The 23866-nt window shown below is 45.0% G+C and carries 19 protein-coding genes; 9 read left to right on the top strand and 10 right to left on the bottom strand.

Going from position 1 to position 23866, the window contains the following annotated elements:
- Window positions 1-386 precede the first annotated feature (386 nt).
- Window positions 387-1445 (bottom strand): Wzz/FepE/Etk N-terminal domain-containing protein, encoded by a 1059-nt coding sequence (locus J6I44_RS18710; protein WP_265767728.1) that lies wholly within the window; start codon window positions 1443-1445, stop codon window positions 387-389.
- A gap of 1473 nt (window positions 1446-2918) precedes the next feature.
- Between J6I44_RS18710 and J6I44_RS18705 the strand changes: the two genes are divergently transcribed.
- Window positions 2919-3113 carry a DUF2283 domain-containing protein gene (locus J6I44_RS18705; RefSeq protein WP_265767727.1) on the top strand — a complete coding sequence of 65 codons (195 nt, stop codon included), beginning with the start codon at window positions 2919-2921 and terminating at the stop codon, window positions 3111-3113.
- Between the two features lie 846 nt (window positions 3114-3959).
- On the opposite strand, the gene thrC is transcribed toward J6I44_RS18705, so the two are convergent.
- The 6 genes from thrC to J6I44_RS18675 all read right to left on the bottom strand — a co-directional run bounded on the left by thrC (window position 3960) and on the right by J6I44_RS18675 (window position 11124).
- Window positions 3960-5273: a threonine synthase gene (thrC, locus tag J6I44_RS18700; protein ID WP_265767726.1), complete on the bottom strand. Its 1314-nt coding sequence runs from the start codon at window positions 5271-5273 to the stop codon at window positions 3960-3962.
- Window positions 5260-6216 (bottom strand): homoserine kinase, encoded by a 957-nt coding sequence (locus tag J6I44_RS18695; protein WP_265767725.1) that lies wholly within the window; start codon window positions 6214-6216, stop codon window positions 5260-5262. Before J6I44_RS18695 ends, thrC begins: the two co-directional genes overlap by 14 nt.
- Window positions 6217-6222: 6 nt before the next feature.
- Complete coding sequence (thrA, locus tag J6I44_RS18690; RefSeq protein WP_265767724.1) at window positions 6223-8694, bottom strand: bifunctional aspartate kinase/homoserine dehydrogenase I; 2472 nt, start codon at window positions 8692-8694, stop codon at window positions 6223-6225.
- Window positions 8695-8735: 41 nt separating this feature from the next.
- A complete protein-coding gene (locus tag J6I44_RS18685) occupies window positions 8736-9491 on the bottom strand; it encodes a 2,3,4,5-tetrahydropyridine-2,6-dicarboxylate N-succinyltransferase (RefSeq protein ID WP_265767723.1) in 756 nt (251 codons plus the stop codon).
- A 71-nt stretch (window positions 9492-9562) separates the two neighbouring features.
- Window positions 9563-10447 (bottom strand): 4-hydroxy-tetrahydrodipicolinate synthase, encoded by an 885-nt coding sequence (dapA, locus tag J6I44_RS18680; protein WP_265767722.1) that lies wholly within the window; start codon window positions 10445-10447, stop codon window positions 9563-9565.
- A 2-nt stretch (window positions 10448-10449) separates the two neighbouring features.
- Window positions 10450-11124: a dihydrodipicolinate reductase C-terminal domain-containing protein gene (locus J6I44_RS18675; protein ID WP_265767721.1), complete on the bottom strand. Its 675-nt coding sequence runs from the start codon at window positions 11122-11124 to the stop codon at window positions 10450-10452.
- A gap of 130 nt (window positions 11125-11254) precedes the next feature.
- Here J6I44_RS18675 and J6I44_RS18670 point away from each other — a divergent pair, with 130 nt between their 5' ends.
- The 5 genes from J6I44_RS18670 (at window position 11255) to J6I44_RS18650 (ending at window position 15807) form a co-directional block, all read left to right on the top strand.
- A complete protein-coding gene (locus tag J6I44_RS18670; RefSeq protein WP_265767720.1) occupies window positions 11255-12508 on the top strand; it encodes a DUF819 family protein in 1254 nt (417 codons plus the stop codon).
- A gap of 604 nt (window positions 12509-13112) precedes the next feature.
- Complete coding sequence (locus tag J6I44_RS18665) at window positions 13113-14309, top strand: serine hydrolase (protein WP_265767719.1); 1197 nt, start codon at window positions 13113-13115, stop codon at window positions 14307-14309.
- Between the two features lie 41 nt (window positions 14310-14350).
- Window positions 14351-14518: a hypothetical protein gene (locus J6I44_RS18660; RefSeq protein WP_265767718.1), complete on the top strand. Its 168-nt coding sequence runs from the start codon at window positions 14351-14353 to the stop codon at window positions 14516-14518.
- A 69-nt stretch (window positions 14519-14587) separates the two neighbouring features.
- Complete coding sequence (locus J6I44_RS18655; RefSeq protein ID WP_265767717.1) at window positions 14588-15079, top strand: hypothetical protein; 492 nt, start codon at window positions 14588-14590, stop codon at window positions 15077-15079.
- A 2-nt stretch (window positions 15080-15081) separates the two neighbouring features.
- Complete coding sequence (locus tag J6I44_RS18650) at window positions 15082-15807, top strand: SAM-dependent methyltransferase (protein ID WP_265767716.1); 726 nt, start codon at window positions 15082-15084, stop codon at window positions 15805-15807.
- A 70-nt stretch (window positions 15808-15877) separates the two neighbouring features.
- Here J6I44_RS18650 and J6I44_RS18645 read toward each other — a convergent pair whose 3' ends face one another.
- Window positions 15878-16300: an ankyrin repeat domain-containing protein gene (locus tag J6I44_RS18645; RefSeq protein ID WP_265767715.1), complete on the bottom strand. Its 423-nt coding sequence runs from the start codon at window positions 16298-16300 to the stop codon at window positions 15878-15880.
- 404 nt (window positions 16301-16704) lie between these two features.
- Between J6I44_RS18645 and J6I44_RS18640 the strand changes: the two genes are divergently transcribed.
- Complete coding sequence (locus J6I44_RS18640) at window positions 16705-17079, top strand: hypothetical protein (RefSeq protein ID WP_265767714.1); 375 nt, start codon at window positions 16705-16707, stop codon at window positions 17077-17079.
- Window positions 17080-17097: 18 nt separating this feature from the next.
- Window positions 17098-18117, top strand: coding sequence for a 6-bladed beta-propeller (locus J6I44_RS18635; protein WP_265767713.1), 1020 nt, complete (start codon window positions 17098-17100; stop codon window positions 18115-18117).
- Between the two features lie 415 nt (window positions 18118-18532).
- Here J6I44_RS18635 and J6I44_RS18630 read toward each other — a convergent pair whose 3' ends face one another.
- Window positions 18533-19603 (bottom strand): mechanosensitive ion channel family protein, encoded by a 1071-nt coding sequence (locus tag J6I44_RS18630; protein ID WP_265767712.1) that lies wholly within the window; start codon window positions 19601-19603, stop codon window positions 18533-18535.
- A gap of 2 nt (window positions 19604-19605) precedes the next feature.
- Entirely contained in the window at window positions 19606-22386 is a 2781-nt protein-coding gene (locus tag J6I44_RS18625; protein WP_265767711.1) for an NACHT domain-containing protein, read from the bottom strand.
- 164 nt (window positions 22387-22550) lie between these two features.
- On the opposite strand from J6I44_RS18625, the gene J6I44_RS20955 reads away from it, so the two are divergent.
- On the top strand, window positions 22551-23861 hold the full coding sequence (locus J6I44_RS20955; RefSeq protein WP_265767710.1) for an N-acetylmuramoyl-L-alanine amidase family protein: 1311 nt from the start codon (window positions 22551-22553) through the stop codon (window positions 23859-23861).
- Window positions 23862-23866 lie beyond the last annotated feature (5 nt).

Below are 23866 nucleotides of genomic sequence, written 5' to 3'. Positions count from 1 at the left end.
GATTCCCTCCTTGGAGTCTAAACTCCAGTGTACTCCTTAGCCTTTCTCCGGCCGGCTGGTATTTTTAAAATGACAAGATTATTGCCATTTGCAATAGGTTGGTAAGTCTAACAGAGTTGTACTCCCGTCGGTTTTCAACTCATTCTATTGACTAACGGGAGTTTAACTCCCTCAGAGCCTTGTAATAGCAACCTGGTCGGAGAAGATCCCCGACCTACATATCCATAGCAGGTTGTTTTAACAGCCTGCCCCTGTGAAATGGAGCTCAATTCCACGGGGCCTGCATATAAAAAAGTCCCCTTTCAGGGGATTTAGGGGTAGCCAAGCGAGATAAATCTCGCTCTACATCTGATATCCGGCGACTGGCATCCGGCAACCGCCTTCTCTTAATCCTGCCAGTCTATTTGTGCATTTTGCCACCAGCTCTGCACCAGCACCCACCCTAAAGCAATAATCCCACCCAGTATTCCAGACACCATCAAAATCAAAAACCCACTCGTATTATCATTCAGCGGCACACTCACCGGCTGTAGTACCGAAAAGACCGGCGTTTGTTCCTGCAGCTGCAGGCGGGCCTGTTGCAACTGTTGGTTGAGCGAATTATAGAGGTTAAAAGCCAAGTCATACTGCGACTGCAGCTCCTGTTCACGCGTCTGGGCCTTGGCCGTCGCCAGGCTCAGGTTGTTGTCACGAAACTGGGCCAGCTTATCCTGGGCCTCTTCAAACCGTTCCCGGGCTTTTTCTACCTGCTCTTCCACAAATTCCAAATCTTTGGTCGCCTTCTGCGTACGGTACTCCCGCATATACTCTTTTAACAGCTTAATCCCAGCCTGTCCAACTTCCGCCGCGGCCTGCGGATCCGGGAATTCTGAACTCACAGAAATTACGCCTGTTTCCTGGTCTACGCCTACGCTCAACCGCTGACGCATTTTCTTCACGGTTTCCATCTGTTCCTTAGAGAGATGGAGCACCGAATCGCGATCAACTTTCGTTATGACAGGCCCTTCCTCTTCTTCTCCCCTGAAAAGGCCTAATATCTTTAACGGATTCAGATAACTCAATATGGAAGGCGAACGGACCTCACTAAAAAAGAGGTGGGGCGTTGCGGTGGTGTCATAGCTGGCAAAGCGCACCGGGGTATTCATCAGTTCGACCTGGAAGGGCAGGCTTTCTACCACATTCGGGTACAATTGCGGCGGGATGGTTCCCTCCTGTCCCGCACTGGCAGCTCCACCCCCGATGCCTAATAACCCACCATACTGATTCAACAGGCTGCTGGCTGCCCCTTGCGAAGATTGCGCTTCGGGCATGAGCGTGGCGCTGGTGGAGTATTCTTTGGGGCTGAGGAGGGCGACCAAAAGCCCTAATACTAAAAAGGCACCGACGATCTTGGCAATGAGGATGCGCTCGCTCCAGAAGGTCTGGAAGAGTTCGACGAGGTCTATCTCGTCTTCTTCGACGGGCCGGTAGCCGTATTCGGGAGGGGCACCGTAATAACCCCGGGGTTGTTGGTGAGGTTGAGGCTGTTGACCTTCCTCGTGAGGGTGATGATCGTTATGTTCGGATTTTTTACTCAGCGTTTTTCAATTAAAAATTAAAAAAAGATAAATGAAAAATTGATGTAGCTTTTAGCTTCAAAGTTAAAGCGCGACGGCAAATATAGAAATTTCTTTCGTCCTTTCTTGGTTTTTCGTCCAAAACCACCTTGTCATCCTGTCCCGAATTCTCGGGATCAGGATCTCTTATTACGATTATCATTGCCACTGGAGATGCTGAAACGAGTTCAGCATGACAAGTAAGTATCTTCTAATCTGTGAAGTCAGTCCATAATCTTCCGACTTAGGCAGCCTATGGGTTAATTGATCCGCCGGCTGGCGGATTCCAGACAAATGTAGTGCTTTCTGTCACACTTCCATGTCTTTAAAGCTTTTAACCATAAACAACCCTAATCTTAACATTCAATGGTTAGCCTGAATTTTAACAAGCGGTAAAAATAAGCTTATTTGTATCAGATTCAAAAAGATAAATGTGGGACATCTATTTTATTGAATAGCCCCTTGTTTGTTCCGCCTTTCTTGCGTTTACTGAGTATTCTATGGGGTGCTTCTTCTGAAGGGACATATAACAAGCTGGAATTGCCTGAGGACATCCCCCTGGCCCCCTTCCAAGGGGGACTTTGAGCTTTTTTTTCATTTCTCAACTTACCAATAGAAGATTTCTCATTCCGTTACACTTCATTCCCCCGAATTCTCGGGGTGCAGCGAAATGAATATGAGTGGTAATTAAAGGGCAAAACCATTACTCCCTTCCCTCCGACCTACCAAATACGGGTTGGGGCCTCTTTGGCAAATATTCTGTATCAATGCGTCTTTTCCCCTGCTTGTAGGGGAAAATCAAAAAGGGGTCACTGTTCGGGCACTCCGTACTCAGCGGATGAATATTAGGTAAGGCGTTGAACAGTTAGAGCTAATTTTTATGCTATAGATCCTGACCATTCAATCCTCCTGTCCTCCTTCTCCAAGGAGGAACTCATTGTAAAAGATGGAACCTACACCCAATGACTATGAAAAACCGGTAAACGGGTTCAAGTAAAAGTATTGAGCTATATCACTCATCTGATGAGTGATTCTGCCTGTTTCCCGCTTGAGACTCCTCGTCGCAGGTCCCTCGGAGTGACAAAGCAGGTGGCTTTCTATCTTCTGGCCTTTTATCTTTAACTAAGAAATAATACTATGTTGTATAAATAACCGTTGCTATTCAACAACCGGATGCTGTCTTACAAGAATCTGATTGCAAGCAGGTTTTCCACAAACTCATAGAAGAAGATGGATCAAAATATTTATATCGCATTTTTATTAACATTTGCAAACAACCTCCATTAGTTATCACTGCATACAAAACTTCCAAAATTGATAAATATGAATATTAAATTTGACAAAGAAACGGACATCGTATATTTGCGATTTACGGATGCTGACATTGTAGAAAGTGATGAAGATAAACCAGGCATTATCATCGACTATGACAAAGATGGAAATGTTGTGGGTATTGAAATGCTTGAGGCCTCTAAAAAGATGAAGAAGCCTGGCAGTTTAGTTTATGAAGTGGAGTAAGGTTGAGGCAAAGAATAACAGCCCCTCCTTGTTTCGTGGTTTTACGGAATAGGGGATTTTGATCTTTGGAAGTACCTAAGATTCATACAATGATAGCAGTCTGGTCGGAGAAGCTCTCCGACCTACATATCTCTTGCAGGTTGTTTTAACAGCCTGCCCCTATGGAATCTCCCGATGCATCGGGAGGCCACGTTGTGGCATTCCACGGGGCCTGCATATAAAAATCCATTAAAAGCATTCCTGACTAAAGTCCCTCCTCGCTTGCAGGGAGGGGTTTGGGGTGGGTCACAAAAAGGCACAGAATAAAAAGCCCCCTGCACCCTGTGTTAAGGCCTATTACGGTGAGCTAAACCAACGTAGCTCCGAGGGAGTTGCACTCCCGATCGGTTTTCAGCTCATGTTATTGGCTAACGGGAGTTTAACTCCCGCGAAGCCTTGGGTCTGACATCCCCGCGGACATGGATTAAAGCGCAGGCTTTCTAAAAAAATGAACCAAGGTATAGCAGCTCTACATCCCCCTGAGCCCCCTTCCCCGAATTGCTCGGGGCAAGCTAAAGAGGGAACTCCGAGCTTTTGTTCATTTCTCAACTTACCAATAGAAGATTTCTCATTCCGTTTACACTTCATTCCCCGAATTCTCGGGGCGCAGCGAAATGACTATGAGTGGTAATTAAAGGGCAAAACTATTACTCCCTTCCCTGCTCGTAGGGAAGGGCCGGGGTTGGGTCACTGCGGGAGTGCAACTCCCTTAGAGCTGTGGAGCTGTGTGGGTCACGATTCGTGCATTCCGTACTCATCAGGTGGATGACAATCGAAGAATGAACGATCAGTTATTTCAGGCCCTCTTTAAACGTATTCTGAGAGCAGAAAGCTTTTGAATGCCGGGTAAGAAGTGGATGCTTTGATACTCTTTTTATCCTTACTCATGCTTTCTTTCAAAGCAGGAGGCAATTCAATATTAGCATCAATAACAGGCTCTACAATATCCGAAAACTTGGCGGGATGTGCGGTTGATAAAATAACGATCGGGTGGTCACAGTTCTCTTCTTGCTTATACTGCTGAGCGGTCAGATATCCCACGGCGGTATGAGGATCCAGTGTATAACCTGCTTCTTGGTACACCTTGGCAATAGCCTCCCGGGTTTGGTTATCATCAAAAGAAGTAGCCCAGAGATGATTCTTCAGAAGCGGCATCTCGGTGAACAAAGCCCGAATACGCTCCAGGTTACTGGGGTTTCCTACATCCATAGCGCTGGAAATCGTATTTTGAGAAGGCCGGGGAGTGAAGGTACCCTCGCGAAGAAATTCCGGTACCACATCATTGACGTTGGTGCCTGCTAAAAACTGCCGGGCGGGCATGCCCGTCTTCGCGGCCATCATGCCGGCGGTAAGGTTCCCAAAGTTTCCGCTGGGTACACAAAAATGAACTTCTGTTTGCTCCTCGAGCTGGGCCAACGCTCTTCCATAGTAAAACATCTGGGGCAACAGGCGACCGATGTTAATAGAGTTGGCCGAACTCAATACCAGCTGATTCCGTAAATCCTGGTCGGCGAAGGCATCCTTGACCAATTTTTGACAATCATCAAAAGTGCCGTCCACTTCCAAAGCGGTAACGTTATTTCCAATAGTGGTAAGCTGCTGTTCCTGGAGCTTACTCACCTTTCCACTGGGATAAAGCAGACAGACGTCAATGCCTTCTACGCCTTCAAAAGCCTGTCCCACGGCACTTCCCGTATCGCCGGAAGTAGCTACCAAAATGACCATCTTTTGATCATTTTTCAGCGCCTGGTAACTCATCAGGCGAGCCATAAAACGGGCTCCAAAGTCTTTAAAAGCCAGCGTAGGACCATAAAAAAGTTCCAACACATACAGATCGTCATGCAGGGACCGAAGTGGCGCATCAAAAGAAAGAGCGTCGGTCACCAAGGCATCTAACTTCTCATCGGAGATGTCTGAAATAAAGGCCCGGGCGATCTGCCTCCCTATTTCCTGGATCGATTTTCCCTGAATGTTGTTCCATAGCGTCTCTGACAGGTCCGGCCATTGGGTGGGCAGGTAAAGCCCCTGGTCAGGAGCCAACCCCTCCATCATCGCTTTCCAATAATTAACGTCCCCGGCCTCGCCCCGCGTACTGTGATATTGTATTTCAGCTTTTAACATCAATTACTTTTGAACCTTTGGTATTAATCTCAGAGATATATTCATCCGATGGCAAACCGATACCATCTAATTCCGCTTTCATTCGTTTGCTTACCTTTTCAGCGATCTGACGGTCGGCCGTCAGTGCAAAAATGGACGGACCGGATCCCGCGATGCCGGCCCCGATGGCTCCTGCGTCAAGAGCTGCTTTTTTGACGGCGTCATAACCTGGAATCAGTACAGAACGGATGGGTTCAATAATCACATCCTCCATCGAACGGGCCATCAGGTCTAAATCTTTGGTCATCAGTCCGGCTACCAAACCGCCCACGTTGCCCCACTGTTTTACGGCTTTCCCCAGCTGGATGTCATTCCGCAATATTTTACGGGTGTCCCCGGTTTTAATTTCAATCTGGGGATGTACCACTACTGCATGCAGGTTTTCCGGATAAGACAGGTTGAGTATATCCGGCGCTTCGGAGCTCCGGATAAATACGAATCCTCCCAATAATGAAGGGCCTACGTTATCGTAATGAGCCGTTCCACAGGCAGCCTTTTCCGCTTCAGCGGCAAACGGTAACAGGGCCTTTCGGGCCAGGGGATTACCCAACAGATGGTTGGCGGCCAACACGGCACCGGCTGCACTTGCCGCACTGGAACCTAATCCACTGCCCAGGGGCATTTGCTTGTGTACTTCAATTGCGACGCCTCCATCGAACCCCAGCGAGCGGAACAGTGCCTGAACGGCAACGCTGGCGGTGTTCTTGTCGGCATCCAGGGGCAGCACCCCTTCATCACCTGTCACCTTGTTGATGGTAACGCCCTCCCCTTCCGGATTTTGGCGGACGATAATTTCGTCACCGGGGGTGCCCAGGGCGAATCCCATCACATCAAATCCACAACTTACATTGGCTACACTGGCCGGGGCAAAAACCCGGACTTCCTTATACTTAAATTCGCTCATTATTTATCACACAATTTCGTTACTAAATGCGGGCACATTACTGATCCTCAGGATATCCGCCAATATACCGCTGGCCGTAACTTCAGCCCCGGCACCCGGTCCTTTTACGACCAAGGGCGTATCCTGGTAATGCTTGGTGTGGAAAGCAAAGATATTGTCACTGCCCGAAAGACCGTTAAACGGATGTTGACCACCAATTTCCTGGAGCCCTACATTGGCTTTACCATCCTGGTAACTGGCGATGTAGCAAAGCTTGTTCCCCCTGGAAGCCGCCTGATCATACCGTTTTTTAAACTCATCGTCAAATTGAGCCAGTTCATCAAAAAACTGGTCGATACTATTGGCTTGCATGGCAGGCTCAGGGACCAGGTTTTCAACTGACAGGTCATCCATCTCTATCTCTATACCGGCCTCCCGCGCCAATATGATCAGCTTGCGGGCCACATCACGACCATTCAGATCTTCTCTCGGATCGGGTTCCGTATAGCCTTTTTCCAAAGCGGTACGCACTACTTCACTGAATGGTGTTGCTCCATCATAGGTATTAAAGATGTAGCTTAGCGTCCCGGATAGCACCCCTTCAATCTTGGTGATCGTATCTCCGGCCAGCACCTGTTCTTTCAACGTTTTGACCACGGGAAGCCCCGCCCCAACATTGGTTTCATAGAGATACATGACGTTATGCTCGAGCGCCAGTTCCTGGAGCTCTTCATAACGTTTTAACGAACCCGAGTTGGCCTTCTTATTAGCCGTCACCAGCGAAAAGTTTGCTTTCATGACTTCCGGATAAAAATCCGATACTTCCTGGCTGGCTGTACAATCAATAAACAGACTGTTGGGGAGGTTCAACTGATCGGCTTCTTTCAAAAACTGATCCAGGCTCATCGGCTTTGCGTTCTCCTCCAAATGATCCGGCCAGCCGGTAAACGGCATACCCTCGGCATTGATCTTAAAGTGGCGGGAATTGGCGATACCGCACAGCTTGAGCTTAATATTATGCTTTTCAAAAAGCAGCTCGGTCTGCTTCTCAAACAGTTCAAGCAGCTTGCTTCCGATCAGGCCGATGCCTATCAGAAACAGGTTCACGGATTTTAACTTACTCAGGAAAAAAGCATCGTGGATGGTATTCAGCGTCTTGGATAGATCCTTCTCCTTCACAACCACCGAGATGTTACGCTCCGAGGAGCCCTGAGCAATAGCGCGTACATTAATACCGTTACGGCCAAGCGAACGAAAGAGTCGTCCCGAGATGCCCGGCGTACGCTTCATGCCTTCTCCTACAACCGCTACAACCGAACAATCTTTTTCTGCGATAATCTCATCAATGATTCCTTCGGCTATCTCCCGGCTAAAGTTGTCGTTTAGTGCATCCATCGCCCTATTCGCCTGGTGCGGCAACACGGCAAAACAAACGGTATGCTCCGAAGAGGCCTGGGTGATCATGATAATATTAACCCCGGCATCAGCCAACACCGAAAAGATGCGAGCAGCGAATCCACTGACCCCCACCATTCCACTGCCTTCGAGGGTGATGAGCGTCACCTCATCTATCGAGGAGATGCCCTGCACGTTGGTGGAATCTTTCTTCCCGTCCTTACTGATGATGGTACCGGCAGCGTCCGGTTCGAATGTATTCTTTATGTATATGGGAATGGAATCCGCCATAGCAGGATGTATGGTAGGCGGATAGATGACATTAGCCCCAAAATGAGAAAGCTCCATGGCTTCTTCATAGGAGAGTTCTTTTATCGGCAAATGATCACTGACTTTACGGGGGTCAGCGGTCATTATACCGGTAACATCGGTCCAAATTTCGATGGCCTCCGCCTTCAGTGCAGCTGCGATGAGGGAAGCCGTATAATCCGATCCTCCCCTTCCAAGTGTGGTTGTTTCTCCCGTCTCCGTAGAAGCGATGAAGCCGGTAATAATAGCTACGCTATCCAGCGCTCCTAATTTGTTTTGAATGGCAGCATAGGTGTCCGAAGTACGCACACGGGCATTTCCAAATCTATTGTCAGTGGTGATCAGCTCACGCGCATCGATATATTCGGCTTCTATGCCTTCGCTCTGTAACGCATGGCTCAGGATAAAAGCGGAAAAACGCTCTCCAAAGCCCAGCACAAAGTCCCGGGTGCGTTCGGTCAGCTCGCGGGTTAAGGAAACTCCGTGCAACACATCTTCCAGCTCATTGAACAGCACCTTGAGTTGCGTTAACACATGACTTTGCTGTTTAACCTTAATAAGTTTCCGAACAACTTCGATGTGTCGTTCTTCCACTTCTTTAAGCTTGGTCCGGTAGGCCTCTTCCCCCGCATAAGCTTCCTCTACCATTTCTTCCAGCAGATGAGTAACACCACCGAAAGCCGAAACGACCACATGAATACGGTCGTTCTCCAGCTTACGGCTAATAATTTGGATAACTTGTTTGATGGCTTCTTCAGAACCTACCGAAGAGCCGCCGAATTTTAAAATACGCATTGGAAATACTTTTTGGACCGAGGTGTTGTTACCGATTTAGTCTAACGTAAAGCGTCTTCTAACTCAAGAGAAGCATCACTTTGTTCATCGCGATATTTGACGATCATGGGGCAGGCCATATTCAATCCCTGCTCTTGCGCCCATTTGCTGCTCATCGGTCGTGTACCGGGAATGACTACCGCTCGTTCAGGGATAGGAGCTCCTTTTTCCAGGATCTTTTCATTAACGCAATCATAAACCGGAATAGATTTTGACAACGTCACACCGGGTGCAATAACGGCTCCTTTCTTGACCAAGATGCCCTCTACTATAACGGCTCCTGCTCCAATAAAGCAGTCATCTTCAATCACAACGGGCGATAATCCTACCGGTTCTAATACGCCTCCCAGCTGAACGCCGGCAGAAAGGTGAACATTTTTACCCACCTGTGCACACGATCCTACCAATGCGTGGCTGTCCACCATGGTCCCTTCATCTACGTAAGCGCCTACATTAACATAAGCCGGGGGCATAATGATAACGCCAGGTGCGATATAGGCTCCCCGCCGCACGGATGATCCACCGGGCACCAATCGTACGTTTTCATCCGCGGTAAAACGTCGGGGAGGCAAATTGTGCTTATCAACAAAACCATCATAGATGCCGGAATACTCGGTATTTTCGCCCGCACCAAAGGAAGCCAGAATCGCTTCTTTGACCTCTACATTAGCTTCCCAGCCATCCCCTTTGGGATTGGCTGACCGTACATTTCCTTTCTCAAGTTCTTCTAACACTTCTTCCCAATTATTGTCACTCATTACTTAATCTATATTTTAAAATTAGATCTTTATTCTTGTCCCGGATGTTTATTACCCGGATAAAATTATCGTTAGCTATTATTTTCGTACCAGTTCTGAATCATCTGGTCTGCATTTTTTAATACGCTGATATCTTCAACCTCATCACCGGTTAACGGTGGACGCAGGGTTGCGGATGAAATCCAACCCTTTTCCTTAAGCAATACTTTCACCGGAATAGGATTCGGTGCTCTAAAAAGAACGTCTGAACACTCTTGCCACAAAGGCAAAAGCTCAGGTCCACGTCCGTCGAGGCACCATTCCACATATCGATGAACGGCTTTAGGCCATACGTTGGAAGCTACTGAAACCAATCCGCTGCATCCCGCCATGGCGAAGAACGGCAACAAAGCGTCATCTCCGCTGTAGCAGGCTACATCCGGAGCTGTTTTCCGATAATCCTGGTACTCTTCGATGCTGCCACTGGCTTCTTTCAAGGCCAAAAAGTTTGGATGATCGTGCAGTTCGGACAGTACGAGCGGACTCATTTTAGTGCCCGTGCGCGAAGGCACATTATAGAGCATACAGGGTTTATCTGCTGCGTCTAATAAAGCCTTAAACCATTCAACTTGTCCCTTTTCGCCGGGCTTAGCGTATAGCGGAGTCACTAACAAAAACGCATCAACTTCGAACTGTTGACAATACTCTATCCACTCTATTTGTTCGCGGAGGTTAAACCCTCCTACGCCCACCATAAGGGGAACTTCGATATTGAGACTGGCCGCCGTTTCAACGACTTTCTTTTTGTCTTCGAGTCCCAACGCCAATCCCTCACCGGTGCTTCCCAGTACAAGCACCCCGTTCCCGGCATCATCTTGTCGGTGGACCAGCGAAGCAAAATCTTCTAAGTGAAGATCTCCATTTTCCTGCATGGGGGTTGCCAGGGCGGTCCATAATTTCCTTTCTCTAATACTCATAGTTATTGTCGTTGCATTGCTTGGTCAAAAATTGTTGAAAAGTCGTAAAATCCGGCCTCGATATCAGATTTTACCAGCTGTTCGGCAGCCCAAATAGCTCCTTCAGCAAAAATTTTCCGGTCATGCGCCTTATGTTCCAACTGTATTGACTCGGTTTCTGTTCGAACTTCCAGCTGATGGATGCCTTTAACATCCCCCTTCCGCTCGGAGGTTATCTCCGCATCGCGGCCCAGCCATTCTTCCCACGAGAGTGCGGTACCGCTGGGCGCATCCTGTTTATGAACATGATGAACCTCATGTATCTTGAACGTAGGATTCGTCAGTACGGAAGAACCTTGCCCGATTATATTAAGGCAGCGCCGGACAATACTCATACCCAAACTAAAATTAGACGCTTTCAGCCACTTAATTCCTTTTGTGCGCAGCTTAGCATCAAGATCATCCGGCCACTCATAACCCGTTGTGCCCCAAGCAGCAGGAATTCCAGCTTCGATCAATGGATCAAAGACATCTTCAACCGCCGCACCGGGGACAAACAGAATTGCGGCATCTGCTTCTTTAAGCTTCTCGGCCGTGGGTTTATTAAATTCATCAAAAGGCCCAACGACCTGTTCCTTCCCTAAAACGTCAACTACTTTACCACCGGTTTTACCGGCCCCAATTACTGCAAACTTCATATATACCTAACAATTCGAATTTAAAATAGAGTCAGTAAGTATAACCTTTTCAAACCCTATTTTCATACCATTTGCACAGAACCCTTAATATAATGTAGATTCCCGCTTAATCATCTAAATAAATAAAATTATGATTACACTTTTTGCTGCCCCGGTTTTCACGAATGATGCGGTTGTTTTAGGCCTCCTGCTGGCCATATTGGCATTAATTTTTATTACCTCCAGCAGTGAAAAACCCTTTTGGAAGAAATTCTACACCTTCGTTCCCTCGCTCCTGTTGTGCTATTTCATCCCATCTATTTTCAATTCGCTGGGGCTGATATCCGGTGAAGAGTCGAATCTCTATTTCGTTGCATCCCGCTACCTCCTACCCGCCAGCCTGATACTTTTGACCCTTAGTATTGACTTCAAAGGCATCATTGGATTGGGTCCCAAGGCCATTATCATGTTTTTAGCCGGGACTGTGGGCATTGCTATTGGCGGGCCTATTGCAGTGCTTACTGCCGGCTATTTTGCCCCGGATCTCGTGGGAGGAACCGGACCTGATGCCCTTTGGCGAGGACTCTCAACCGTAGCCGGCAGCTGGATTGGAGGCGGCGCAAACCAAACGGCCATGTACGAAGTTTTTAACCCGAGTGATAACCTGTTTTCGGCTATGGTTACTGTGGATATCATTGTAGCCAATATCTGGCTGGCCTTTCTGCTGTATGGAGCCGGCATCTCGGAACGCATCGACCGGTGGTTTAAAGCGGATGCCACGCCCATTACCGAACTGCGCAAGAAAATTGAGGATTATAAAGCAAGCATTGCCAAAATTCCTACATTGTCTGATCTAACCAGCATCGTTGCCGTGGCTTTTGTCATAACCGCTATTGGACATCTGGGAGCCGATGCCATTGCTCCCTGGATTGCTGAAAACGCTCCTCAATTAAGTCAATTGAGCCTGGATTCCCGGTTTTTCTGGATAATTGTGATAGCCACCACCGGGGGACTTTTACTCTCTTTTACCAAGGCACGTGAACTGGAAGGAGCGGGAGCTTCTAAAGTTGGGAGCCTATTTCTTTATATTCTTGTAGCCACCATCGGAATGAAGATGAACGTATTGGCTATCTTTGAAAACCCGGGTTTCTTTCTCATCGGCCTTATGTGGATTCTCATCCATGTAAGCATTCTCTTTATCGTTGCCAAGATTATCAATGCACCCTTTTTCTTTGTTGCAGTTGGTAGCCAAGCCAATGTTGGGGGCGCGGCATCAGCCCCAATTGTAGCTTCTGCTTTCCATCCGGCCCTGGCTCCGGTGGGTGTATTGCTTGCCGTCTTGGGCTATGCCCTTGGCACCTATGCGGCCTATGTTTGTGCCCTCATGATGAAGTTTGTGAGTTAGCATCGGTGAGAAGCCAGAAGTAAAGACCGAAAAGTAAAAAGTATGCATTTAGTGAATGAACTACCTCGGGGCAGAGCCCACGAGGTATCTATCTAATTTCAACTTATTATTCTTTCCGACCCAGAGGGTCAGGGAATTAAACCACTTACTGAATTAAAAATCGTCTTCTATATGGTGAAAGAGCTGATTCGACTCCATCAGGCAGGTCAATCCTCCTGTCCTCCTTCTCCCCCGAATCGCTCGGGACACGCAAGGAGGAACTCCTTAATAGAGATCGAGGCTTGTGCCCCCCCTTTAGAAGCTACCATTTTGAAGTCCCTCCCCGATAGCATTCGGGACAAGCTTTGGAGCCATGATCGCCTGCCGGCGGTAAGAAGGATTTAGCCAACTCTACGAAGTTTTAACGGAGTAGAGGGAGATTGAATACTCATCTATAACCGCTAAACGGATTTTTAAAAACGCCTTCCAAACACTTTCTAACCGTTTTTTAAGTACTCTTCTGGCTTCTTCCTTCTCGCTCATTACTTCTTGCTTTTAGACCTGATTTCTATTGGCAGGATGATTATATTTCAGGGTTCAAATTTCATACGCTCTAATCGTATTCATGCGCATTTTAAAATTTATTGGTGTCACTATTGGCACCCTCTTGCTCGTCTTTTTCATTGTCTTTGGTTTTAACCTCGATGCCCTCGTTACCTTATCAGAAAACAGCGACGATCTGCAGGAAGGCCAACAGTGGGTCCCCAAAACTACTTCTCTTAAAGGGCTCACTGAGTACATTGCCGCGAATCCCGAGCGAGTGGCCGTGGTATCACGTTCAACGGTCAACGCGGATACTACTATTTCTTATGGCGGCAATGAACAGCATACCATGGGTACGCTTTCCAACTTTTTTCTAATTGCTACTTATGCCCGGTTGGTTGAAGCAGATTCCCTGGATCCGGATGAACTGATTCCACTGACGCAAATCGACCGGTATCAACTGCCGTATATTGATGCCTCAAATCATACAGATGCCAAGACTTCGCTCACCAATAAGGGCGTGCTAAGGGAGGGCAAGGCTCCACTGGACGCATTGGTCCGAACGGCCCTGGTTTTCAATGATTTGGCCATTTCTGACTACCTTTTTTATAAATTAGGCCAGGATAATATAAGTACCACTTTCGAGCAGCTGAACCTGCAGCATACGGATCATCCCCTTCCCTTTTCAGGGCTTTACATCACCATTAATCCGGCTGTTACAGGCACTACCTTTCAGCCACATTTTGAAACATTAACGGCGATGAGCGAACAGGCTTTTCAGGATACTGTTCTGGCGAATGCCCGCAGATATCAATCTGATTCGCTCTACTACAAAAAGATTTCGGACACATTCAAAGCGGCCCAGGGACTCTCTATGCAGTTCAGGCACCGTCGCGATGCGCTGAGTTTATTCCCGCAATCAACAGCCAGCGAGCTTTCGGAGCTTATGGTCCGCCTTCAACAAAATGAACTTATTTCACCGGCTGTTTCCAAACGAATAAAATCGATTATGGATTGGCCTTATGAGCGCCAAAGCCTCAATAGCGACTTTACCTACTATGGGGCGCTTTATGACAATCGGATGGGGCTGCTGAATGGCCTGGACTACGGGGCTTCAACTTATTCCGAAGAACCCTTTGGACAAGCCGTATTTTTTGACTCCCTTCAGGTAGCTTTCTGGTTCCACATGAGTAGCACGCTTATGCACCAGGATTACCAACAGCGACTGATGTGGGACCCGGCTTTGCGTGAAGCCACTATGCAACAAATCAATAAATAGTATTATCTTTGCTGTAACCTTTAATTCAATGATCACTGATTATGGGAGACTCGAACAACAAAGTTACCGAATCAGTCCGGGGCGGTATCACGCTGGGATCAGCACTGGCGATCGCCATCTCCTGGTCTGTCAATAAATCAATTATCTGGGCCATCATCCACGGTTTGTTGAGCTGGCTCTACGTGATCTATTATGCTCTTTTTTATTAGTCACCGTACCCTATAAACCACCCGTAATTTTCTCATCCGTTGATTATTCAGTTTTTAAGTATTTGATTTATGAACGTGAATCCTTATAAGTATCTCTATTTTGTGTGGCTCATTCCGGCTGCTTTTCTGTTTCTTTGCCTGCACCAAACGGTTGTCTGGTACGGTATCCACGATACCTATGAAAATGGAACCAGCTACACTGCTGAAGTGGTAGATTTTGATATCAAACAAATTGCTGCGCAGACAAACGGCTATATTATTCTGCGATTTGTGGATAGCAATGAACAGGAAATCCAACGAAAGCTTTCGCTTCCGGTAGAGATGGCGGGAGAGTTGCGACAAATTCGTGTCATCCCTATCCGGTACCAGCCAGGTACTATGCAAGAAATTGTACTGATGCCCGCTTACAGTACTCAAAAAAACCTGGTCTGGTCGAATTTGGCAATGGCCGTTGTGGCTCTACTCTGTACCCTTATCATTGCCATCTTCACCCATCGGCTGGCCAACCGAAAGTTGGAAAGCGGCAATGAGAAATTAGAAATTGAACGGATTGACATCTAATTATGAGCAGTAAAGATTCCTCCCAAGGCACCCTTTACCTCATCCCTAATACGCTTGGGAAAACGCCTGAGAATAATACCATCCCCGAGTATGTACTGAATGTCATTCGGCGTCTTGATGTGCTGATCGTAGAAAATATCCAGACGGCATCGCGTTATTTACAGTGGGTGGGCGAGACAATCCCGGATTATAAAATTGATTTTTTACTCCTAAATAAGAAGACGCCTACACAAGAAATCGCCTCTTTTATAAATCCGCTAAAAAAAGGCAGAGATGCAGGTCTTCTCTCGGAAGCAGGCTGTCCTGTGGTTGCAGATCCCGGTTCCGAACTCATTAAGATGGCCCATGCCCGGCATATCCGGGTCTCTCCTTTAGTCGGTCCTTCATCCATTTTATTGGCTTTGATGGGTTCCGGATTCAATGGGCAACAGTTTGCTTTCCACGGCTATCTGCCAATCGAGCAGAACCCGCGCCGGCAGGCCATAAAGAAGCTTGAACAGAAGGCCCGAAAGAGTCAACAGACTCAAATTTTTATGGAGGCGCCTCACCGAAATGATGCTGTGGTTAAAGATGTGATCCAATGTTGCCAAGACGATACTCGGTTTTGTACTGCTACCAATTTAACCCAGCCAGAAGAGCGCATTATTTCGCAGGCTATACATGAATGGAAGCAAGAGAATCCCCCTTCTATCCATAAAAGGCCTACGATTTTTCTGTTATCTGCATAGTTTAGACCTATAAAAAAGCCCACTCACAATAGAGCGGGCTTTCCTTGTTACCTGAATCTATTCATTTTCGTTAAGCTCCTGCCTCTTCCAGCATATGCACAATGTCGTGGTGCTTATGGTAACTGGCCTGATCTTTAGCCGACCATCCCCGATCATCATGCACGCCTACATCACTGTGGTGCTTAATCAAAAGTTGTACGATTTCATGATGTCCATTACTTGAGGCCCAGTACAGAGCACTGGTTCCCCGATTATCTCTCATATTTACATTGGCACCATGATCCAACAAATATTGCACAATTTCTAAATGACCATGTTTGGCGGCTTTCAATAATGCGGTTCGCTGGTGCTCATCACTGGTGTTGACCGTTGATCCCTTTGAGAGGTGTCGCTTAACGGCTTCCAAATCTCCATTCTCGGCTGCTTCCAGAAAGGCGTTTTCTTCCATATAATAATCCTCCTCTTCTATTTTTAGGTAGGTATGTAAATGCATTGTAATTGATTCACAAATCATAATCAACCTCTTTCAAAAGGAAGAGACTTTTTTTAGAAATTACGCCCTGAATATATTACTACTTTATATTAAAACATAATTTCACAGTTTTATTTTTACCATATATAATTATACCATTTAATAAAGTTATTATATGTAATTTCACTATATGAATATTAAAAAATACTTATATATATTTATTTTATTTACTATTTATATTTTAACTACATATTCTTTCGGTAATATTTTTTTACAATAAGTCCGAGAATATATCTAAACTGCCTGTTGATAGTTTATACATACCCAGCTACCAATATGAGAGCGGCAAAGAATTAGTAATGGTTTACATTGGTTCACCCAATTGCAATTACTGTAATTTACCTGATATGCCAAAATATGTTGAGATGTCTAAACTAAAGGCTCTTGAAATAGCAAAAGAACATAATGCAAATTTTGCTACAATCGGAGTAGGTATTAGTTGGTCAGCTAGAAAAGGTTTTAGCCATTTAGAAAAGTTTGGAACTTTTGACGAAATCATGGTAGGTAGAAGTTGGTTTAATACTGGTGCAAGAATATACATTCATACAGATATTCCTACCGATACCAAAGGATCAGTTCCTCAAATCCTTTTGGCTTTTAGAAATGTTTTATACGAATCTCGACCAATTAAAAACAAATACAAAATCTCCAATAAAACTGAGTACGCACGTTTTAAAGGATTAGATGAAATAAAACAATTTGTTTTTCAATCAGATTCATTGAAGTACAAATCTAATTAAAATATTAATTAACCACCGATGAAATATAAAACCCTCCCTTTACTTTTTAGTCTATTGTTAATAATCACCTCTGGTCTCCAAGCCCAAGGTTTAAAAATCAATAAATCCAAAAGTTCAACGGTCTTCAATGGTAATCAAAAAGATTATCTGATAGGTAATATACAGGATGTGAAACATCATAATCAGACGGTATACTTAATTGACGAGGCAGCCCCGAAAGTCCTAATACTATCTAAAAAAGGTAAATTAATTCAACAAATAGGACGGGCAGGGAAAGGGCCAGGTGAATATTTGAGCCCAGTATCAATTGATATTTTCGATACTGGTGATCTTGTTTTACTCGATCAAAACTTAGGAAGGGTTACCCAATACTTTTATAACAATGAATCAAAAAAATGGGAGGTCAAAAAATCTGGAGCCCATAACATGAACATGAGTAATCTTTGCGTATCAGATGGCAATGTTTGGGTTCATGCACGAAAAGAGAACAATGTTATACACCGATTGAGTGATGATCTAAAATCAAAAAGTTATTCTATCGGAGGTGGTTATGACTCCGATGATATCGTTACACGAGAAATTTCTCAAAATGGTGTACTTGCTTGCAAAGGTCAGAATATCTACACAGGCTTTACCACAGATAATATAATACGGGTTTATAACAAAAATACTGGGAATTTACTTAAAAAAATCGAAATTAAAGAGGCTATTCCTATTGAAATATCTAAAATAAGTCGTAATGGGGGGGTCGGTTTTGCACGGAAATATTATCCGGGAGAAGCCTATAACGACAAGGGTGATTATCATGATGGTTTAGAAAATATAGCAGCTATTGACAATCAATTACTGGTTCAATATAAAAGATTTTTCTCAGAATCCGACCAACAGTCTATTATCAGTTTTAGTGTAGATTTGAGTGATGGTACTTATAAAATATCAAAGAACTTGCCCTTAATATTTGATCATGTGAAAGGTCAAATAATTTATGGGGCAAATTATCCGACACCACACGTCAAAATTAACGGAGTTAACAATTAGTAACTCTTGATTACTAGTTGCTCTAATACAATGAACAATCCCGAGGCGAGCCATCGGGTTATTCTTTGAATAAAAAACCAAACCAAAATAAAACCCCACCAACTTTTTATCCTTGTGAGGATATGGGTTGCTCTGACGGTGGTCCCAAATGCGAAGAAAAGGATGGTGCGAGAAGTTGTGTACCACGTCCGGACCATCAGTCATGTTCACACATTACGTGTTAAATACCAATATTAGAAATAAACGAAAAATCGCTGATTAAATATTGTAAGGATGAATCGATAAGTATATCGATTCATCCTTATTTAGTAAGAGATATCCATAACTATTCACTTAGTTCAGTTCAAGCTCCTGAACCTCTTGACTAAAAATCTCACTTTATTAGAATTGTAGCTTTTTTTCAAAATTATTCGATTTATCCTTTGCGATGTACGCTGCTTGCTAATATCTCTTTTTCATTCAATTCACCCAATATCAGTTCCGTCATGTCACTCTTGAAGGGAAACTCGTACCGAATATCCAGTACATAAGCTTTGACCCGTAATTTGACAATGAAATTCTCTTCATGCACTTCATTCAATACGATAACCGACACCGGCTTATTAAGATATACATACCGCGATGAAACCGCTGCTTTATAAGCGATACGTTTCACTAAGTCGATGGGGACATGCGCCGGCAAATAAATTTCGGCAACAACCTGACAATCAAAAGCCCCGGAGTTGGCGTTCGAGACGGCTTTATTCATCAATTCCCCGTTGGGTAACGATACGATAGAATCGTCAGGCGTTAAAATGCGGCTGGAGCGTAATCCAATTTGTGTGACTTCACCATAATCGTCTCCGACTTCAATTTTATCGCCCACCTGAAAGGGACGATCAAGTATGATCATAAATCCGCCGAACACATTCTTGAGAATATCCTGGGCAGCAAATCCAACGGCAACACCTATAGAAGCTAACACGGTAATAACCGTTCCCCAGGGTGGATCGATAATGCCAGCAAGAATGATATAAAAAGCAATAGCCCAGATTACCAACCGGATAACCGGTATCAATCGTTTAAGCGTGAGGCGATACTTGAAGAATCGCTCCGAAAGAGTATCCAGAATACTTATCAGCAGGCGATTGATCAGATGCGTGACTATGAGAAGTACCAGAATTAAAATAATGGTCCCTGCAGAAATAAGTTCATGCACCTCGGTTACCTTTTGACCAACCTTATCGCCAATGGTAGAATCCCTTGTAGCGGTGGATGTATCGACCCGGACCGGTCCGACGATAATGGTCGTGTCCCCTTTCTGCCTGATGCGCAGCGTGTCAGTACGACTGGTGTCCGTGCGGGTTGTATCCTGCTGTTGAATAATTTCCTGAGGAGCATCTGCCGGATAAACGGGCATTGCATGCACCTCCGCATTTAGCAACAGGGCCGATCCAATCAGCCAGAAAACAAAGCAAAGGATTTTATTTTTTTTATTTATGATCATAATTATTCCACCAGGTGAATAATATTCCGTTCTTTTAACACTCGCACAATCTGCCGATACACTAAATGATTCAGCATATAATGACCTTCTTTTTCCAACAAAAGTCCCCTCGTACTAAGCCTTTTTAGCATTAGTCGACTTTCTGATAGGCTCATATTTAAAATCATCGCCAAGTCTTTATCCGAAATGGTATCCTGTATAACAAATGCAGCCAGGACAAACAGTACTTCAGGACTAAGGTCTGCGATAATTTCAACCGATGTTATTTCCAGCGGTTTTATATAAATGCAATTTTCATCCACCGTACGAATAGACCGGATCCAAAAAATGATGGCTATGGAGGCATTTCCATCCGCAAACTCGGTTAACTTCTTAAAATATTCTTTCCTCAGGTTCTGCTGCTCTTCCTTTTCGGTCATCTTCTTTGCTGACCGGCTCTTGGGGCTATCCGGATTATCTTCGAACTGCAGCATATAGCCACTGGAACGATGCCTGCTCATGATCATCTTTTCAATATCCCCGGCATCGAGCGTATCCACCTGAATGGTCTGGGAAAAGTATTCACCCAGCTTGTGCACTTTATCCAGAAAGTGCCACCCATAGCGCGAACAGCTGACAATCCAAAAAACGTCATTTTTCGTCTCGGAAATCAGGTAACAGAGTTTTTCAATGGCCTCGTAGCCATTGATGTTTCGCACAAAACTATTTTGTATCGACTCAAAAATTATAATTCGTCGTTCTTTTTCTTGCTGAAGAATCTCAATAATTCCATCAACAGAGTTTTGCTCCTCAATATTCAGCTCCCTGCAAACTAAAGCGGCCAGCTCTTCTTCAGTCCAGATCGTTTGTGCTATTTCCATCTCATATAGCGGTTCGCCAGCTGTTAATTCATCCCTCATCAGCTGTAAAAAGGTAGATTTCCCACTCCCCTTTTCGCCAACTACAGCAAGAGCAGAGGGCGAATTCTGCCATTGGTCATACGCTTTTTTAAAGGTAGCAGTCGATTCTACCACAGGTATATAAAACCGCTGATCAACCGCTTGGTTAAAATCAAAAAGGCGGCGATAGATATAAGGCAGCTCCTGTATCTTCTGATCGGTTTCCGACAAATAACTGATGATATCGGCTCTTTTGGCCTCTTCCACAGCGACATCTCCATAGCCGAAAAAATGCGTTACTTCTTTGATATAACCATGGAGTCTCAACCTCACAAAACGGTACCAGAGCGACAACTTATCTTTCGACCTACGGGCTTTTGTATGAGCAATATTTTGCCAGTCGCTGGTAGTTTCTTTAACCCGGTATTGGGTGATAAACAGCTGTAATTCATTGGCACTTTTAGCATTAAAACATGCTTCTACGGATTCAATAAACTGTTCTTCGGCCCCTTTGATGACCGTTTCAATGCTATCGTATTCATTTTGGAGAATAAGAGTTAAATGCCCCAGACGTTTAATAATTCGCTCTAGTGCCTCTGTAGCAACCTGTCCCGGATCGCCCTCCTCGTCCTCTTCTTTATGCTCCAGCGAGGCCTCCAGGTTGACATCCAGAATCTCTTTAAGTTCGGTGATAGCCTCAATAATGTTTGTTATAAAGTGATCATACTCTTGTTTGGAAGGTTTAATCTCATTGATTATTTGCTGCCTGAAAATCCGGAGTAACAATAATCGCCATTCTATCTGTTTCAGATCTTCTGCAGACGGTTGTTCTTCCCTGGGAAGGTTAAAGATAAAACTCATCTGTTCCGGTGTCTGTGTTATCCTAAACAGAAGCTGTTCAGAAAACTTTTCGACCTTTTGGGAGAGCTGTTCTCTATCCCTCATCTTTCTAAAAGGTCCTTCCAGATGATGACTAATATATTTCAGCAATTTCTGCTTTAATGCGGATATATACTCGTAAGAACGCTTACCGCCTCCTTTTCTGATATCAAAAACCGCCTCTATCAACGTTTGCCGAAACTGCTGCAACGGCAGGTAGAGTTGTTCCTGGAACAGGGCCGCCATATCTTTTAAAAAATCGATCCGATGTTCCCGGAGCTCCCTTTTCAATTTTAGAAAAGACAGAATATTTTCACCCCGTTCAGCTAATAGCTCCTGAGGTTCATGCCATTGTTTTTCTATTCGCTTTAGCTTTTGGCCCATTAATGACCACTGCTTTTCTGCCTGGCCGGCCTTTGATTTTTTCCAGACTTTGGTATCCTCTCTAAGCTGGGCCGCTACAGAAGTATGCATAGATGCTATCTTTTCTTTCAGCTTTTCCCTAAACGGTCCTTCCATAAAGGCTCTTTGCTTTTGCAAGAGCTCGGCCACAGAGGCATAATCTACTGCCAACTGTACCTGTTCATCGCGACCTTCTTGCAGAAAAGGAGCCAATTCTTTTTCGAGCCTCATTAAAAAGGGCAGTTGTTGCTGCTTAAACTCGCGCAACAGATCGGCTATCATTTCTGAATCAGCAAGAATATACTGCACCTCCTTCCGCAATGGAGTTTCGGTTTGCCATTCCACTGTTTCCGGGACTTCGGCTACGGCTTCCCTGGTCCCATCCATAAAGCATCTCGTAAAGGTGGTAAGCTGCTGCACTTTCAAAAATGTTGAAACATCTTCAAAAAGATGGGCGAGTTCTGCCTCAATATCTTCCTCACTGTCCTGCTCCGGGAGCACGGAAAGTGATTGGGCAAACTGTTCGTAATAGCCATCATATTTTTTGATCAGCTCATCAAAACAGCTTACAATTTTTTGTTGTAAAGCTGTATCTAACGCTTGTATAACTGACTGACGATCCAACTGTATTCTCTCAACCTAAGTGTTAATAGCAAATAATTACAAAATACAATCTAACATAACATCGTTTAGAAACAAAGAGCATGATTTCTACTTTTTATTCTTCTATAAATATTACTTAATTTCAATCTATTAATAGCATCACTACAAAACGGATAGCATACAAGGTGAACACAAATTTTTTTGTTGGCAGACATAGTATAAATTTCTACAGCCAGTTTTTTCTGGCCCTAATGGTCAGCGGTCTTTTTATGGTAGGATGTAATACCATGTCGCAGGCTCAAAAGGCCCAAGATAATACTCTTAGCCGTATTTCCACCGCTGTCAGAAGTGATGGCAAAGGGTATGTGCTTCGGTTTCATCTCAAAGAGAAAGCGGATTCTTTTCAAGTTTATCAACCCGAGCCCCATCTTATTCAATTTGCTCTATTCAGTCCAAAAATTAATCCCAATAACATAAAAGTCACATCCGATTCTCCGGCTTTTAGTGAGGTTACTTTTAGCACGATTCCTAATGGCCTTGGTATTAACATCAGGCTTCAGAAAGATCAGTTCCTGAATAGTAGTGCCTATCCGGATGGACAAAGCAGTGATTTGCTTATAGGCCTTACAAAAACGGATAAGAAGCAGCTTGCCGCACACACCCAAGAGCTGAAAGCAGTAACATGGTCGGCCTCAGCCGTGCCTAATTTGTTGATGAACCAGGAACAGCAGCCTCCCAACAATAATTCTGTTCCGGAAAATACGACCTATAATGAAGTGCGTGACAAAATGAAGTTTGATGTCGTCGTTCTTGATCCGGGGCATGGCGGACACGACCCCGGCACAATCGGCCACGGAGGTATCCAGGAGAAAGACATTGTGCTGGATATTGCCAAAAAGGTTGGGGACTATATTAAATCCAATATGCCCGGCGTAAAAGTTGTTTATACGCGAGATGATGATACTTTTATAGAGCTCGAAGAACGGGGAAGTATTGCCAATCGTCATGAGGGCGACCTCTTTGTCTCTATTCACTGTAATGCGGCTCATTCACGGCGGGCTTATGGCTCTGAAGTCTATTTCCTGGGACTGGAACGCAGCAAAACTGCTCTTGAAGTCATGAAACGTGAGAATAAAGTGGTGCGGGCCAATGATGATGTTGAACAGAAACAACTGAGCCAGGAAGATTTATTGATTTATGAACTTGCAAACAGTGGCTATATATCTACCAGCGAACGCATTGCCGGTATGCTTGAGCATCAATTTGACGACCGGGCCCAGCGGCATTCACGGGGCGTAAAGCAGGCGCGATTTGTCGTCCTGTATCATGCCTCAATGCCTGCTGTTCTTGTAGAGACGGGTTTTATCAGCAATCCTGATGAAGGACGCTACCTTAGTACTGAGTACGGACAGAATATTATTTCATCGGCTATTTTCAGAGCAATTCGAGACTACAAAGAAAAGACGGAACAGACCCAGCAACCTAAAACAAGATAACTTCT

This window comes from Fodinibius salsisoli, from assembly GCF_026229185.1.
Classification (GTDB): domain Bacteria; phylum Bacteroidota; class Rhodothermia; order Balneolales; family Balneolaceae; genus Fodinibius; species Fodinibius salsisoli.
The sequence above is the reverse complement of the archived record's forward strand: the minus strand, read 5'-3'. Positions and strand labels throughout refer to the sequence as shown.

What these genes read in the sequence shown, in the direction of transcription:
- J6I44_RS18705 (WP_265767727.1), top strand. Translation starts at nt 2,919, where the DNA reads ATGAATATTAAATTTGACAAAGAAACGGACATCGTATATTTGCGATTT.
- thrC (WP_265767726.1), bottom strand. Translation starts at nt 5,273, where the DNA reads ATGTTAAAAGCTGAAATACAATATCACAGTACGCGGGGCGAGGCCGGG.
- J6I44_RS18695 (WP_265767725.1), bottom strand. Translation starts at nt 6,216, where the DNA reads ATGAGCGAATTTAAGTATAAGGAAGTCCGGGTTTTTGCCCCGGCCAGT.
- thrA (WP_265767724.1), bottom strand. Translation starts at nt 8,694, where the DNA reads ATGCGTATTTTAAAATTCGGCGGCTCTTCGGTAGGTTCTGAAGAAGCC.
- J6I44_RS18685 (WP_265767723.1), bottom strand. Translation starts at nt 9,491, where the DNA reads ATGAGTGACAATAATTGGGAAGAAGTGTTAGAAGAACTTGAGAAAGGA.
- dapA (WP_265767722.1), bottom strand. Translation starts at nt 10,447, where the DNA reads ATGAGTATTAGAGAAAGGAAATTATGGACCGCCCTGGCAACCCCCATG.
- J6I44_RS18675 (WP_265767721.1), bottom strand. Translation starts at nt 11,124, where the DNA reads ATGAAGTTTGCAGTAATTGGGGCCGGTAAAACCGGTGGTAAAGTAGTT.
- J6I44_RS18670 (WP_265767720.1), top strand. Translation starts at nt 11,255, where the DNA reads ATGATTACACTTTTTGCTGCCCCGGTTTTCACGAATGATGCGGTTGTT.
- J6I44_RS18665 (WP_265767719.1), top strand. Translation starts at nt 13,113, where the DNA reads ATGCGCATTTTAAAATTTATTGGTGTCACTATTGGCACCCTCTTGCTC.
- J6I44_RS18660 (WP_265767718.1), top strand. Translation starts at nt 14,351, where the DNA reads ATGGGAGACTCGAACAACAAAGTTACCGAATCAGTCCGGGGCGGTATC.
- J6I44_RS18655 (WP_265767717.1), top strand. Translation starts at nt 14,588, where the DNA reads ATGAACGTGAATCCTTATAAGTATCTCTATTTTGTGTGGCTCATTCCG.
- J6I44_RS18650 (WP_265767716.1), top strand. Translation starts at nt 15,082, where the DNA reads ATGAGCAGTAAAGATTCCTCCCAAGGCACCCTTTACCTCATCCCTAAT.
- J6I44_RS18645 (WP_265767715.1), bottom strand. Translation starts at nt 16,300, where the DNA reads ATGCATTTACATACCTACCTAAAAATAGAAGAGGAGGATTATTATATG.
- J6I44_RS18640 (WP_265767714.1), top strand. Translation starts at nt 16,705, where the DNA reads ATGTCTAAACTAAAGGCTCTTGAAATAGCAAAAGAACATAATGCAAAT.
- J6I44_RS18635 (WP_265767713.1), top strand. Translation starts at nt 17,098, where the DNA reads ATGAAATATAAAACCCTCCCTTTACTTTTTAGTCTATTGTTAATAATC.
- J6I44_RS18630 (WP_265767712.1), bottom strand. Translation starts at nt 19,603, where the DNA reads ATGATCATAAATAAAAAAAATAAAATCCTTTGCTTTGTTTTCTGGCTG.